Here is a 14044-nt window from a genome sequence, read left to right on the forward strand (position 1 = left end):
GGACGTGCAGGGCACCGTTTGTCCACCGGGCGGAACCCTGATCAGGCGAAGGTGGCCCGGCCCAAGAGGGCGGCCATGAAGTACCGCAGGGCGAAAAAGACGGTTCGGCGAACAAAGCCGACGCCGAAATACATCATCGTCGGAACCAGAAGGCGAGCTAATATCGCCCACATGATCGACTCCTGGTCACTATCCCGTTGACAGTCTCGACCCCGATCCTCATGAGGATCAGAACCAGCAGATGTGGGGCGTGGGATCCTCCAGGGAGTCTGCCCCCGTTAGGTGGTGGTTGCTCGATACGGTGCCGGTTTCACCATTAGGAGGGGTACAGCCCCCACCTCACGATGGAAAACACCTCTCAACCGGGTGACCCCCACCCAACACCACCCGACCAAGGCCCACGACGTCGATGCCAAACCCCACGAGGCAGAAACATCTGTGCCACATGCGTCTCGACCCTCGACCACCGAAGGGCACCGACAAGAGCCGAAAGATATCCGGGCAAACTCGCCGTGACGGTTTGACCAAAACCATGGACCCCCTGACCGTCAGGATGAAGCCGATACCGGTCCATTCGAAGGAGATCACAATCTGGGAAATGGCGAAGAACAGCACAATGGCCGGTGCCAATCACGTCACGCCGGAGACCGTGGATCCTGGAGAAACTTTCACGGATGAGAATTGCTTGATTCGAATACCGTCGCCGTCGATGTGACCGTCCGGAAGACGGATGGTGCGGGAGCATCCGGCGGACCCTTCGGACCGCCCTCTGGAGACGTTCGAGGTCATCAAGGGCCCAGCCATATTTTCCAGGGCCGTGAGCTCGATTTCGTGGTGGTCCATTTTTGCAGGTCACGTTCTGAACGCTAGTCCGCAGAAGACCGCACGCGAGGTGAGAGAGGACTGAATTCGGGCGTACCGCCGTCCATCACTTCTCGGTGTACCCGGCTCCACGTGACCGCACGGTCGGCCCGTACGTGGCTTACGGCGCCTACGGATCAGGCCGTTCATCCGGTGAGGAAGCCTTTTTTGCCCTTGCTCGGCGGGCGTCGGCCCCCCCCCCGCAGGTCGGGAAAACCCCCGGCCCAAGGCCGGGGGTTACAGCATTACCACGGCTTGGCAAAGCCAGCCATTGGCTACTTCTCGGAGCCCTTCTTCTCGGGCTTGGCATCCACGCCGGTTTCTTTGCGCTGCTGCGGCGTAATCGGTGCGGGAGCCGCAGTCAACGGGTCGAAGCCATTGCCCGTCTTCGGAAAGGCGATGACGTCGCGGATGGAATCGGTGCCGGCCAACAAGGCGACCATGCGGTCCCAGCCGAAGGCGATTCCACCGTGCGGGGGCGCACCGTATTTGAAGGCCTCGAGCAGGAACCCGAACTTCTCGTTGGCTTCCTCCTCCGAGATGCCCATGACTTTGAAAACGCGCTCTTGGACGTCGCGGCGGTGGATACGGATGGAACCGCCGCCGATCTCATTGCCGTTGCACACGATGTCGTAGGCGTACGCCAGAGCCGAGCCCGGATCTTGATCAAACGTCTCCAGGAACTCCGGCTTTGGGGAGGTGAAGGCGTGATGCACAGCGGTCCATGCCGAGTTGCCCAGGGCGACGTCGCCAGAATCCTCGGCCTCTTTCGCGGATTCGAACATCGGGGCGTCCACGACCCACACGAAAGCCCAGTCGCCGTCTTTGATGAGTCCGGTGCGGTGACCGATTTCGACGCGTGCAGCACCCAGGAGAGCGCGAGAAGGCTTGGCCTCACCGGCAGCGAAGAAGATGCAGTCACCGGGCTCTGCGCCCGTTGCCGCAGCCAGACCTTCGCGCTCGGCTTCGGTGATGTTCTTGGCGACAGGGCCGGTCAGGCTGCCGTCCTCCTGGACGAGAACGTATGCCAGGCCCTTGGCACCACGCTGCTTTGCCCATTCCTGCCAAGCATCGAGGGTGCGGCGCGGCTGCGAAGCGCCGCCGGGCATCACAACCGCTCCGACGTACGGAGCCTTGAAAACACGGAACGTCGTGTCCTGGAAATATTCCGTCAGCTCCGTGAGCTCCAGGCCAAAGCGCAGGTCCGGTTTATCCGACCCGTACTTCTCCATTGCTTCGCGATATGTCATGCGGCGAATGGGGCGAGGGATTTCGACGTCGATCAGCTTCCACAGAGCGGACACGACCTGCTCTCCCAAGTCGATGACGTCGTCTTCCTCAACGAAAGAAGCCTCGATATCCAGTTGGGTGAATTCCGGCTGGCGGTCGGCGCGGAAGTCCTCGTCACGGTAACAACGCGCGATCTGGAAGTACTTTTCGATTCCGCCGACCTGCAGGAGCTGCTTGAACAACTGCGGGGACTGGGGCAGGGCGTACCACGAGCCGGGAACCAGTCGTGCGGGCACGACGAAGTCACGGGCGCCTTCCGGGGTAGACCGGGTCATCGTCGGAGTTTCTACCTCGAGGTAACCGTCCTGATGCAACAGCTCACGGACGACCCGGCTCGCGTCCGAGCGCAGACGCATGGCCGCCGCAGGGGCCGGACGGCGCAGATCCAGGTACCGGTGGCGCAAGCGAGCTTCCTCGCCCACTTCGACGTGCTCGTCGATCTGGAACGGCAAAGGCGCCGCGGTGTTCAGCACCTCGACCTCGTTGACCTCGACCTCGATTTGGCCGGTCACCAGATTCGGGTTGTCATTTCCGTCCGGGCGGCGAGACACCACACCCGTGACCTTCAGAACGTACTCGTTGCGCAACGCATCGAAGTCCGCTTCATTGTGGAACACGCACTGGGTGACGCCTTCCCGGTCGCGCAGATCCACGAAGGCCACGCCGCCGTGGTCACGGCGGCGGGCTACCCAGCCAGCCAGCGTTACGGTCTCTCCGATGTTCTCGGCGGTCAATTCACCGAGCGTATGCGTGCGTAGCACTCACGGTCCTTTCGACGTGCCGGCGGGTTCTCCGCCGGACTTGTTCTGTGCAGAGTCTACCCGGCCCGCTCAGAGCTCAGAGTCGGACCCCGCACCACAAAGATGGGGGGGGGGGATTCAGTCGTCGCCGGCGACGACGCGCGGATGAAGATCTTCCTCGGGCGGATTCCAGGTGCTCGGGTCGACGGCCACCTGCTCGCCGGAACGAATGTCCTTGACCTCGTGGGTCGTATTGCCTGAGTCGTCAGTCCCCAGGAACCACACGAAGGGTATGCCTCGGCGATCCGCGTACTTGATCTGTTTGCCGAATTTCGCGGCGCTGGCCGAGACTTCACACGCGATCCCTCGGGACCGGAGGTGATCGGCGACGTCCTGCGCAGCCGACCATGCTTCGTCGTTGGTCAGGGCAACCAGCACCGCGGAAGGCACCTTGCGCGTGGGGCGGGCCAGCTCCTGGGAGAGAATTCGGGAGACCAAGCGAGTCACGCCGATCGAGAGTCCTACGCCGGGGTAGGTTTTCTTCCCCGTCGAAGCGAGGGACTCGTAGCGTCCGCCGGAGCAGATGGAACCCAATTGTTCGTGCCCCACCAGTACGGTCTCGTAGACGGTCCCCGTGTAGTAGTCCAGGCCGCGGGCGATCGACAGATCTGCGATGACCCTGCCCGGCGCGCGTTTGGACGCTTCCTCGATGACCTCGGTCAATTCGGCCAGGCCCTGGTCGAGGAGTTCGTCCTCCACACCAAAAGCGCGGACCTTCTCCGCAAAAGAGGTGTCTTCTGCGGTGATGGACGCCAAGTTCAACGCGGCGCGAACTTGCTCGTCCGTGGCCTCGAGCTCGTCCTTGAGGAGCTGACCCACGGCCACGGGCCCGATCTTGTCCAACTTGTCGATCGAACGCAGGACCCCCGCGGTGTCGGACAGTCCGATGCCGCGATAGAAGCCTTCGGAAAGTTTGCGGTTGTTGACCCGCAATTTGAATTCGGGAATGGGCAACCGAGTCAGGGCGTCCACGACGATCAGTGCGAGCTCCACGTCGTATCGGAACGGCAGCGTTTCTTCTCCGACGACGTCGATATCCGCTTGCGTGAACTCGCGGGCCCGGCCTTCCTGTGGGCGCTCCCCCCGCCAGGACTTCTGGATCTGGTACCGCATGAACGGGAAATTCAGGTATCCCGCGTTCTCCACGACATACCGGGCGAAAGGGACTGTCAGGTCGAAGTGGAGCGCGAGTTTCTCCGCTTTCTTGGTGTCCGGATCTTCCTGGAGACGGGACACCGCGTAAACCTCTTTGTCGATCTCGCCCTTTTGGAGGAGCTGATCGATAGTTTCCACAGACCGGGTTTCAACGGAGGAGAATCCGTGGAGTTCGAACGTATGCCTCAAGACGTCCAGCACGTGATTCTCCACGACCCTCTCTTGGGGTAGCAATTCCGGAAAACCTGACAGGGACGCCTTACGGGCCATGTGCCTCTCCTCGAGTTTTGAGCATGCCGGCGCGCACATCGCGCACAATCATCCTTAAGACTAAACCTTGGCGAGGACCCAAGCGAACCGAAAAACGGGGGTGAAAGGCCCCGATGAGGCATAATTGCCTCATCTTCTCGCGAAACACCCCATTCACGTGACGCGCGCCCCATATATATTGGTGTCCAGTGCCCATGAAATCTCAGGGCGCCGTCGCACATCGATACACCAGGGCCGCACAGGCCCTCCCACGAAAAGAGTTTCAGCGGTGACCGAGAAGAAGCCCGACGACATGCCCACTCCGGCCAACCTGCCCGGGGCCCCGACCGCGCCCAAACCTGCCGCTCCCCCTGTGCGGCCGTCCCTGGAGGAGGCGAAGAAATTTGGATCCGTCGGCGAGGACGGACACGTCTACGTCGAAGTGCGCGGAGAGAATATACCGGTAGGGGCGTTCCCGGACGCCACCGAAGACGAGGCCCTCGCCTACTTCGCGAGGAAGTTTGCTGAAGTCGAGACCCAGATTTCCTTGTTGGAGGATCGAGTCTCCCAGGGCACCGACGCGGCCTCGGTTTCCCGAACCATTGGCAGCCTCAAGGAACAGGTTGCTGCACGGGGAATGGTCGGCGACATAGCCGATTTGGAGAAACGGCTCGATGCTCTGGAACAAGCAGCGAGCCGTCTCACGGAGGAGCAGGAACGCGAGGCAGCGGCCGCGAAGGAGCGTGCTCGCACCGAACGGGAAGCCATCGTCAAGGCGGCCGAAGACGTCGCCGAGCAAGACCCTGCTCAGACTCACTGGAAGAATTCCAGCGCCCGGATGAACGACCTTTTCAATGCTTGGAAGACCGCCCAGAAGGAGAACAGGCTTCATAAGTCGGTCGAAGATGAACTGTGGAAGCGCTTCCGCAACGCACGGACGACCTTCGACAAACATCGCCGCGCCTACTTCTCCCAGTTGGATCAAGACAACGCGAAGGCCAAGAAAGCCAAAGAAGGCCTGATCGCCGAGGCCGAAGCTCTTTCCGGGTCGACCGACTGGGGCGAAACCTCCATCAAGTACCGCGACCTCATGGATCGGTGGAAGAAGGCACCACGTGCGTCCCGCAAGGAAGACGACGCCCTGTGGGCCCGTTTCCGGGCGGCCCAGGACGTTTTCTTCAACGCCCGCGCGGCAGCCAACGAGGAAACCGATCGGGAATTCGCCGAGAACCTGAAGGTCAAGGAAGCCCTGCTCGAGAGGGCGCGCGCTATTCTGCCGGTCAAGGATCCGGATGTCGCCAAGGCCAAACTCGCGCCCATCCTCGATGAATGGGATCGGGCCGGCATGGTTCCTCGCAGTGACCTCCGCCGCGTCGAGAACGAGCTCAAGAAGGTCCAGGACGCAATTTCCGAGGCCGAACAGGCCGAGTGGGAAAGAACCAACCCGGAAACTCAGGCCAGAGCCAACTCGATGGTGGCTCAGCTCCGGCAATCCATCGCTGGGCTGGAAGACGAGCTGGCCGCGGCGGAAGCAAAGGGAGACTCCACGGCGATCGCCAAGGCACAGGAAGCTCTGGACGCACGCCGCAAGTGGCTCGACCAGGTCGAGTCAGCCTCCTAGCCGCAGCACAGGCGTCCTGTGCCTCATGAAGCACGGGTTCGGGAATTTATCCACAAATTTCCGAAACCCGTGCTTTTTGCGCTTTTCGTACGGTGAGATGAGTCGTATGCATAGCGATTCCCCGACCGAACGTACCGTTTCACCCCGTCCTGAGACTCTGTGGGAAGTTCACTTTGCGGAATTGGGGTGCCCACAAAGCTTGCTTCTCGCCGGAGTGCATCTGACCGAAGCCGAGGCCCAGACGCTGGCGGCACGTGGACTCCTTGCGCCTGTTCTTCACCGCGTTTACAGCAGTTCCGCGCCATCGCCGGAGTTACGGGCATATGCGGCCGGTCTCCATCTGAGAGCCTTGAGCCGGCGCCGGTCCGTACTCCACCGACTGACCGCGGCTTGGATCTACGGGTGTGCGGCTCCGCCCCGCTATCTCGAGTGCACGGTCAACGGGAGCGATGGCCACAAGTTCGGCGCCCAGGAACTGCGCTACGTCCACCACCGTTACCTGAACTATTCGCGATTCGAGGTAAACCGGGTCGGGCCCGTACTGGTTACCACTCCCCTGCGGACATGCGTGGACCTCGCTGCTTTCGACGCCTCACCCGCTGGGGACGCCGCCTTGGCGACCTTCATACGAGCACCCTCATTCGGCTGTTCGCCGCCGGTCCTGTGCGCGGCTCTGGCTGCGGTCCCACGGCTCAAGTTCCGAAGGCGAGCGATCGAGCGTGTGCATCAGCTGGCGCCCACGGTGTCCTGATTCCCGCCGCAGGCCGTTCAGGACGCAGGTTGGGTTGGCGTTGGACGAGAACCCGTGATTCGGTAGACGTCGTACACGCCGTCGATGCCGCGGACAGTATTGAGCACATGGTCAAGGTATCTGGGATCACCCATTTCGAAGGAGAAACGGGAAATAGCAAGCCGGGACACGTTGGTGTGAACATTCGCCGAGAGAATATTGACGTGGCTTTCCGACAGCACCCTGGTCACATCCGAGAGCAAAGACTTGCGGTCCAAAGCCTCGACCTGGATTTCCACCAGGAACACCGAGGATTTGGTCGGTGCCCACTGCACCTCGATGCGCCGGGGGTCATCCTGTGCCTGCCGCATGTTGGGACAATCCACTCTGTGCACCGAGATGCCATTCCCGCGGGTCACGATTCCCATGATCTCGTCCGGAGGAACGGGGGTGCAGCAGCGTGCCAATTTGGTGTAGACGCCATCTGCACCTTGGACCACTACGCCCGAATCCGCGAACTTGGGGCGCGCATGCGTCGTAATGGAGGTTTCTTCCTCGAGGTCTTCTTCCTCGGTTCCGGAACCGCCCAAGAGATCGACAAGTCGGTCGATGACGTCCTGGGCCTTGATCTGACCTTCTCCGACGGCCTCGTACAGGGCGGCGACGTCGTCTTTGTGTTGCTCCTCTGCAACCGACAGGAGGAGTTTGCTCGTCAGAAGCCTCTGTAAAGGCAGGCTGTGGCGGCGCATGGACCGCGTGAGGTTGTCCTTGCCCTTTTCAATGGCCTCTTCGCGGCGTTCCTTGGTCAGATAATGCCGGATTTTGGTCCGCGCCCGCGGACTCGCGACAAATTTGAGCCAGTCTTCGCTGGGGCCGGCATCCTCGGCCTTGGTCGTCAAGACCTCAATACGGTCACCGTGGTTGAGCTTCGAGGACAGGGGCACAAGCTTGCCGTTCACCCTGGCTCCGATGGTGTGCTCGCCGACCTGGGTGTGGATCGCGTAGGCAAAATCGACCGGTGTCGAGCCGGCTGGCAGGGAAAGAACGTCACCCGCTGGTGTGAACACAAAGACTTCCTGGGCGTTGACCTCGTAGCGAAGCGAATCCAGGAATTCTGACGAGTCACTGGTCTCGGACTGCCAGGACATCAACGACTGCAACCACTTCAACGCGTCGGCGGAGTCTTCGGTGCGTTGCCCTGAGGAGGATGCTTCGCCGCGGGCGGCAGCTTTGTATTTCCAGTGGGCCGCAATGCCGTATTCGGCTTTCTGGTGCATCTCGTGCGTACGGATCTGCACCTCAACGGGTCGCCCGGACGGGCCGATCACGGCGGTATGCAACGACTGATACGTGTTGAATTTGGGAACCGCAATGTAGTCCTTGAACCTGCCGGGGAGAGGCTTCCACACCTCATGGATCGCACCGAGCGCTGCATAACAGTCGCGCACGGAATCCACGAGGATTCGGATCGCGAGGAGATCGTAGATCTCGTCGAATTCTTTGTCCCGAAGGATCATCTTTTGGTAGATCGAGTAATAATGCTTCGGTCGCCCCGTGACCTCGCACGAAATGTTGGATGCCTTGAGTTCGTCCATCACCCCCGTGCGGATTTCCTGGAGCTGCCGTTCGCGTTCCGGGGTCCGGTCCCCGACCATCCGGACGATCTCGTCGTAGATCCGGGGTTCAAGGGCCGCGAAGGAGAGATCTTCGAGTTCCCATTTGATGGTGTTGATTCCCAACCGGTGCGCCAGTGGGGCGAAGATTTCCAGGGTTTCTTTCGCTTTGCGGGCACTCGACTGCGGGGACACGAAACGCCACGTCCGTGCGTTGTGGAGACGGTCGGCCAATTTGATGACGAGAACACGGATGTCCTTGGCCATGGCGATGACCATTTTGCGGACCGTCTCGGCCTGGGCGTGTTCCCCGTAGGTGACCTTGTCCAGTTTGGTCACGCCGTCGACGAGTTCGGCGACTTCTTCACCGAAGTCTGCCGTGAGCTCCTCGAGGGAGTACTCCGTGTCCTCGACCGTGTCGTGCAACAACCCGGCAATGAGCGTGGCCCCTGAGGCACCCAATTCCGCCAGAATCGTGGTGACAGCAACCGGATGAGTGATGTACGGATCGCCGCTCTTGCGTTTCTGCCCGGTGTGGTGCTTGTCCGCGACGGCGAAGGCCCGCTCGATCGTGGAGAAATCCTCCTGCGGATTGTTGGCTTTGACAGTTCTCAGCAAGGGAACCAGAACCGGCGAGACCGGTTTGCTCCTGCTAGCCGCGGTCGAGTCGCTGATGCCTTCCGTTGGCTGGTTCCCGTTTTCGGCCGGGATGACGGAAGCTTTGGGGAATGCCCGACGTTCAGGCGTCCTCGTTGACGCCGACATAACCCTATGAGTCCCGTGGCTTTGTTGATCATCGGATGATGCCATGATGAACCTCCTGACCGTGTAATGGACTTAGTTTAGTCCTCGCGGAGCGCTGAGCCGATTCGAAACGGCCGGGGCCTCTCTAAGCGAACGCAGAAACGCCGGCGCGGCTTCACAGCCGCACCGGCGTCGCACTTCGACAGTAGCGATCTCAGACCACCGCACCGTTATCGGGTTTGTCGTCACCGCCCGGGTCCAAACGGGGTACCGGATTGGTGTCCGTGGTGACATTGCCGTTGCCCAGTGAGGAACGACCTGCTGTCGAGGAGCCGGACCGGCTCGAGCTCGACGACCCGGAAGAGCGCGCTTCGCGCCCGGCATCGGATGCGGCGGCGGTGTCCTCCGAGGAGTCCTGGCCCTCGACGAGCCTCGCCTGTTCCTTGATCGGCTTCTCCCCTTGACGCAAAACAGCATAGAGGGGGGCGGAGACGAACAAGGTTCCCAGGGTCCCCATAATGATGCCGATGAACAAGGCAAGGGACAGATCCTGCAGGGTTCCCGCGCCGAGCAGGAAGGCCCCAATGAACAGGATCGAACCGACGGGCAGGATTCCGACGACCGACGTATTGATGGACCTCACCAGCGTCTGGTTGACCGCCAGGTTGACCTCGTCGGCAAAGGTCCGCTTCCTGTTGCTCCGGTATCCCTTGGTGTTCTCGCGGATCTTGTCGAAGACTACGACCGAGTCGTAGAGCGAATAGGAAAGGATCGTGAGGAATCCGATAATTGCCGACGGAGTCACTTCGAAGCCCACCAACGCGTAGACACCTGCTGTGGTGATGACGGTGAAGAGCAGGCCCGCGATGGCCGAGAGGGACATCTTGACGGTGCGGAAATACAACGCCATGCCAATGGTTGCCAGCACGACGAAGACGATCAGCCCCCAGGTGGCTTGACGAGTGACGCCGGCACCCCACGTCGGGCCGACATACGAGGACGTCACATCGTCCGGTTTGACGTCGTAGGCCTTCTGCAGGGCTTCCTTGACGGCCAGCGTGTCGTCATCGCTCAACTGTTCGGTTTGCACGCGAACGGTTCCGGCAGCAATGCGCGTCACCTCGGTCTCGGCCGCGCCCGCGTGTTTCGAAACGGCGTCCTTTCCGGTCTGGATGTCCGTGTTCTTGGTATCGGAAACCGTGAACTCGGAACCGCCCCGAAAATCGATGCCCATTTTGAACCCACCCGTGAGGACCGGGATCAGAAGAGCAATGATGACCAGTACCGCGGAAATTCCGAGCCAGAGCTTCTTCTTCGGAATAAACGGCAAGGAAGTCTTGCCCGTATAGAGATTGCTACCGAACTCTGCGAACTTAGGCATTGTCGGCTCCTTCAGGATTTTGGCCGGCCTTCTCTTCAGGGGATTCGGCCTGGTGCTCCTTTGATTTCAGAGCCTCGGCACGGCGTCTTTCGGCAATGGTGAGGGGACGGTCCGGTTCTTCCCCGACCTCGTCCCGGCGGCGCTTTCGACGCGGTGAGTCTTCGGGGTCGCGGAGCCGGCCGGCACCCCGGTACAACGGGACGTACCCGAGGGCGTGAGCATCCAATCCGGAGAGTCTGTGCCCTTCCCCGAAGAACTTGGTCCTGGAGAGTAGAACCATCATCGGATGGGTGAACCAGAAGATCACCATGAGGTCGGCAATCGCCGTGAGGCCGAGCGTGAAGGCGAAGCCTCGCACGTTGCCCACGGCCACGAAGTACAACACGACGGCGGCCAGGAGGTTGACGCCCTTTGACGCCCAAATGGTTCTGCGCGCACGCATCCACCCGTGGTCCACCGCAGAGGGCACACTTCGCCCTTCCCTCAAACCGTCTCTGATGCGTTCGAAGTAGACGATGAACGAGTCCGCCGTCTGACCGATCGCGACGATGAGACCCGCGACGCCCGCGAGGGAGAGTCTGTAGTTGACTCCCCAACCGAGCAGTGTGATGGCCTCGTAGGTGACCACCCCAGCGACGAGCAGGGAGGCAATCGTCACGAAACCGAGTAGTCGGTATTGGAACAGCGAGTAGATGCAGACGAGCAACAGGCCGATGATTCCGGCGATAATGCCCATCTGCAACTGGTCCGTGCCCAAGGTCGCCGATATCTGTTGCTCGGACTCGATGTTGAAGCTGATCGGCAGCGCACCGTATTTCAGTTGTTCGGAGAGGCTCTTGGCATCATCCTCGGTGAAGTTGCCGGTGATCTGAGCCTGACCGTCGGAGATCACGTTCTGCGCCCGGGGAGCCTGCAACACTCCCCCGTCGAGCATGATCGCGAAGGACGCCTTGGGGTCGTTCTGGTTCTGGCCGTAGAAGCCGTAGAGACGCTGGGTCACGTCTTTGAAGACGTTCTTCGCGTGATCGTTGAACGTGATGTTCACGCCCCACTGACCCGTGCTCACGCCCCCGCCGGACTCGACTTGTGAATGACTGGCATCCTTGATGTCCGAGCCGTTGAGCTCGACGGGACCAAGGATGTATTTCTGTTTGCCGTCCTGGGAGCAGGCAACCACGGCTTTCTTGGGATCGAGTTGGTCGTCTTTGCCCGGATTCGCGGTGCAGTCACGTTGCTCGTACTGCTTCTGCAACTCGGGGGTGATCCAGTTGGAATCGGATCCGTTGGTCGGCTGGGCGTCCGGATGAGGGAGTTTGGACTCTTCCGTGCGTTTGTCCTGCGGCACGGCCGCCCCCTCGCCCTCGGTCAGAACCGATCGGAAGGACATCTGGGCCGAAGCCTGAATGAGATCGCGAGTTTCCTGACTCGGCGTGTCAGGCATCGAAACGACCACGTTCTTGCCCGACTGAGTGCTGACCTCTGCTTCCGAGACGCCAGCGCCGTCGACGCGCTGGCGAATAATGTCCACGGCCTGGTCGAGCTGGTCTTTGCTGATGTCTCCGCCCCCGTTGGTAGCCTTGGGAGACAGGATCATCTCCGTGCCACCGGACAAGTCCAAGGCGAGCTTGGGTGCCGCGGAACCACCGAGCTTGGTGGCCGACAGACCGACGACCCCACCGAGGACCACCACGATGGCGGTCAACAGGAGCAGGGCCTTTCGGGCACCCGACATTCGTTTATTCCGAGCCATAAGGATTCCTGAGGATCATAAGTCGAGGTGCCCGCCGCCGGCGGACACCTCGAGAAGTGGGTTGAACTTAACGGGACGAACCGAAGTTGTCGTCGCCTTCAGGACGCTGCTCACGGTAACCACTCTGGCTCTCATCGCGGAAGCCCTGCGAACGCTCGTCCTGAATCGGCTCACCGTTCAAACGCGGATCGTTTTCTGCAGCCGAAGCCGAAGAGCCGAATCCGCCGCCGGACTGTGACGAGTCGTTCTGGAATTCACCGGTTCCCTGCTGGGAGTCGTCGGTGACGCCCTGTGCGGCCGCCGCCCGAGCGGCCTCAGGGGTTCCGGGGACCTGACCGTTCTGGTCCAGGACCGTGGTGACGGCACCCAAGTGAACCGTGATTTCGGTCTTGGGGGCAACTTCGATGACCGCGCGATTGGCCTCGCGGTCGATCGACACGATCGTTCCGAACACGCCGAACTGGGTCATGACGCGCGTCCCGGGCGTCATGGCTTGCTGACGCTCTTGCATCTGCTGGCGTGCCTTCTTCTGTCGCCGCATGGGCAGGACGAGGAAAACGATGACCACCACCAGCATGAGCCCCAGTAGCAGGAAGTTGGAGCCACCGGCTCCGCCTTGCTCGGCGGCCTGAAGGCTTCCGGATGGATTGATGGTGGAAAGTAGCATGTGTTCCTCACGTAATTGATCGTGACCGCCCCCGTGCAGGTGCCCGATGAGGACGGGAGGGCAGACTTAGGCAAGTATAATTGAAGAGTCTGAATATCCCGTCAAGACTTCTCAACTCATTTTTCGGGTGGTTCCAGATCCAAGTGCTCCCACGCGGACGGCAATGCGACTCGGCCCCGGGGCGTCCGCCCCATGAGGCCTTCCCGCACCAGGTAAGGCTCCGCCACTGTCTCCACGGTTTCCGTTTCTTCGCCGACGGCGATGGCCAAGGTCGAGAGCCCCACCGGTCCCCCACCGAATTTGTGAATCAGAGATTCCAGAACAGATCGGTCGAGACGATCCAAGCCTCTCGAGTCGACCTCGTACATGTTCAATGCGGTCGCCGCGGTGCGAGCGTCGATGTCGTCCACCGCGTGCACCAGAGCCCAGTCGCGAACTCGCCGCAACAAGCGGTTGGCAATACGTGGGGTTCCCCGGGAGCGCGACGCAATTTCGTGGAATCCTTCCGTGGTGATCTTGAGGTCCAGCAGAGAAGCAGACCGACGGAGCACGAGTTCCAGTTCCGCAACATCGTAGAACTCCAGATGACCGGTGAACCCGAAGCGATCCCTGAGCGGACCGGGCAGGAGCCCCGCCCGCGTAGTCGCGCCGACGAGCGTGAAACTGGGCAATTCCAGCGGAATCGAGGTGGCACCAGCACCCTTACCCACCACAATGTCCACCCGGAAGTCTTCCATGGCCATGTACAGCATTTCTTCCGCGGGACGAGACATCCGATGGATTTCATCGAGGAAGAGAACTTCGCCCGGAGTCAGCGAGGAGAGTATGGCGGCGAGATCGCCCGAATGCTGGATTGCCGGTCCGGAGCTGATCCGAAGCGGCGATCCCATCTCCTCCGCGATGATCATGGCGAGGGTCGTTTTACCGAGGCCAGGAGGCCCTGACAGCAGGACATGGTCCGCACTCTTGCCCCGGAGCTTGGATGCTTCCAGGACGAGCGAGAGCTGCTGACGAACCCGCTTTTGGCCGACGAAATCGTCAAGGGCTTTGGGGCGCAAAGCCGCCTCGATGGCTTTGTCCTCAGGTTCGATCTCCGCGTCAACCAACCGTTCCTGGCCCGCACGCTGCTGGCCGGGTAAGTTCTGCGCGTCGTTCTCCGGGAATTGCTGTGTCATAAGTTCCT

The 14044-nt window shown here is 61.2% G+C and carries 11 protein-coding genes; 2 read left to right on the plus strand and 9 right to left on the minus strand.

Features of this window, described 5'->3' with window-relative positions; translation table 11 throughout:
- Positions 1-41: 41 nt before the first annotated feature.
- The 4 genes from EWV35_RS13520 to hisS all read right to left on the minus strand — a co-directional run bounded on the left by EWV35_RS13520 (position 42) and on the right by hisS (position 4376).
- Positions 42-173 (minus strand): hypothetical protein, encoded by a 132-nt coding sequence (locus EWV35_RS13520; protein ID WP_274542946.1) that lies wholly within the window; start codon positions 171-173, stop codon positions 42-44.
- A 457-nt stretch (positions 174-630) separates the two neighbouring features.
- Complete coding sequence (locus EWV35_RS05535) at positions 631-843, minus strand: hypothetical protein (RefSeq protein WP_129658891.1); 213 nt, start codon at positions 841-843, stop codon at positions 631-633.
- 293 nt (positions 844-1136) lie between these two features.
- Positions 1137-2912, minus strand: a complete 1776-nt coding sequence (aspS, locus tag EWV35_RS05540; RefSeq protein ID WP_129658893.1) for an aspartate--tRNA ligase — start codon at positions 2910-2912, stop codon at positions 1137-1139.
- A 117-nt stretch (positions 2913-3029) separates the two neighbouring features.
- Positions 3030-4376 carry a histidine--tRNA ligase gene (hisS, locus tag EWV35_RS05545; protein ID WP_129658895.1) on the minus strand — a complete coding sequence of 449 codons (1347 nt, stop codon included), beginning with the start codon at positions 4374-4376 and terminating at the stop codon, positions 3030-3032.
- A gap of 268 nt (positions 4377-4644) precedes the next feature.
- Between hisS and EWV35_RS05550 the strand changes: the two genes are divergently transcribed.
- Positions 4645-5976: a DUF349 domain-containing protein gene (locus tag EWV35_RS05550; RefSeq protein ID WP_238654179.1), complete on the plus strand. Its 1332-nt coding sequence runs from the start codon at positions 4645-4647 to the stop codon at positions 5974-5976.
- Positions 5977-6082: 106 nt separating this feature from the next.
- Positions 6083-6727: a hypothetical protein gene (locus tag EWV35_RS05555; protein ID WP_129658897.1), complete on the plus strand. Its 645-nt coding sequence runs from the start codon at positions 6083-6085 to the stop codon at positions 6725-6727.
- Positions 6728-6744: 17 nt separating this feature from the next.
- Here EWV35_RS05555 and EWV35_RS05560 read toward each other — a convergent pair whose 3' ends face one another.
- From EWV35_RS05560 to ruvB, 5 genes are all read right to left on the minus strand, one after another.
- The gene (locus EWV35_RS05560) at positions 6745-9129 is read right to left on the minus strand and encodes a RelA/SpoT family protein (RefSeq protein WP_129658899.1); all 2385 of its coding nucleotides are present in this window, start codon (positions 9127-9129) and stop codon (positions 6745-6747) included.
- 148 nt (positions 9130-9277) lie between these two features.
- Positions 9278-10444, minus strand: a complete 1167-nt coding sequence (secF, locus tag EWV35_RS05565) for a protein translocase subunit SecF (RefSeq protein ID WP_129658901.1) — start codon at positions 10442-10444, stop codon at positions 9278-9280.
- Positions 10437-12194 carry a protein translocase subunit SecD gene (gene secD, locus EWV35_RS05570; RefSeq protein ID WP_129658903.1) on the minus strand — a complete coding sequence of 586 codons (1758 nt, stop codon included), beginning with the start codon at positions 12192-12194 and terminating at the stop codon, positions 10437-10439. Before secD ends, secF begins: the two co-directional genes overlap by 8 nt.
- A gap of 67 nt (positions 12195-12261) precedes the next feature.
- Complete coding sequence (gene yajC / locus EWV35_RS05575; protein WP_129658905.1) at positions 12262-12861, minus strand: preprotein translocase subunit YajC; 600 nt, start codon at positions 12859-12861, stop codon at positions 12262-12264.
- Between the two features lie 116 nt (positions 12862-12977).
- Positions 12978-14036: a Holliday junction branch migration DNA helicase RuvB gene (ruvB, locus tag EWV35_RS05580; RefSeq protein ID WP_129658907.1), complete on the minus strand. Its 1059-nt coding sequence runs from the start codon at positions 14034-14036 to the stop codon at positions 12978-12980.
- Positions 14037-14044: the final 8 nt, after the last annotated feature.

This window comes from Rothia uropygialis (assembly GCF_004137765.1).
Lineage (GTDB): Bacteria > Actinomycetota > Actinomycetes > Actinomycetales > Micrococcaceae > Rothia.

Bases quoted from the DNA above. Each gene is read 5' to 3' on its own strand.
- ruvB (WP_129658907.1), bottom strand. From the start codon at position 14,036: ATGACACAGCAATTCCCGGAGAACGACGCGCAGAACTTACCCGGCCAG.
- EWV35_RS05535 (WP_129658891.1), bottom strand. From the start codon at position 843: ATGGACCACCACGAAATCGAGCTCACGGCCCTGGAAAATATGGCTGGG.
- secD (WP_129658903.1), bottom strand. From the start codon at position 12,194: ATGGCTCGGAATAAACGAATGTCGGGTGCCCGAAAGGCCCTGCTCCTG.
- EWV35_RS13520 (WP_274542946.1), bottom strand. From the start codon at position 173: ATGTGGGCGATATTAGCTCGCCTTCTGGTTCCGACGATGATGTATTTC.
- hisS (WP_129658895.1), bottom strand. From the start codon at position 4,376: ATGGCCCGTAAGGCGTCCCTGTCAGGTTTTCCGGAATTGCTACCCCAA.
- secF (WP_129658901.1), bottom strand. From the start codon at position 10,444: ATGCCTAAGTTCGCAGAGTTCGGTAGCAATCTCTATACGGGCAAGACT.
- yajC (WP_129658905.1), bottom strand. From the start codon at position 12,861: ATGCTACTTTCCACCATCAATCCATCCGGAAGCCTTCAGGCCGCCGAG.
- EWV35_RS05560 (WP_129658899.1), bottom strand. From the start codon at position 9,129: ATGGCATCATCCGATGATCAACAAAGCCACGGGACTCATAGGGTTATG.
- EWV35_RS05555 (WP_129658897.1), top strand. From the start codon at position 6,083: ATGCATAGCGATTCCCCGACCGAACGTACCGTTTCACCCCGTCCTGAG.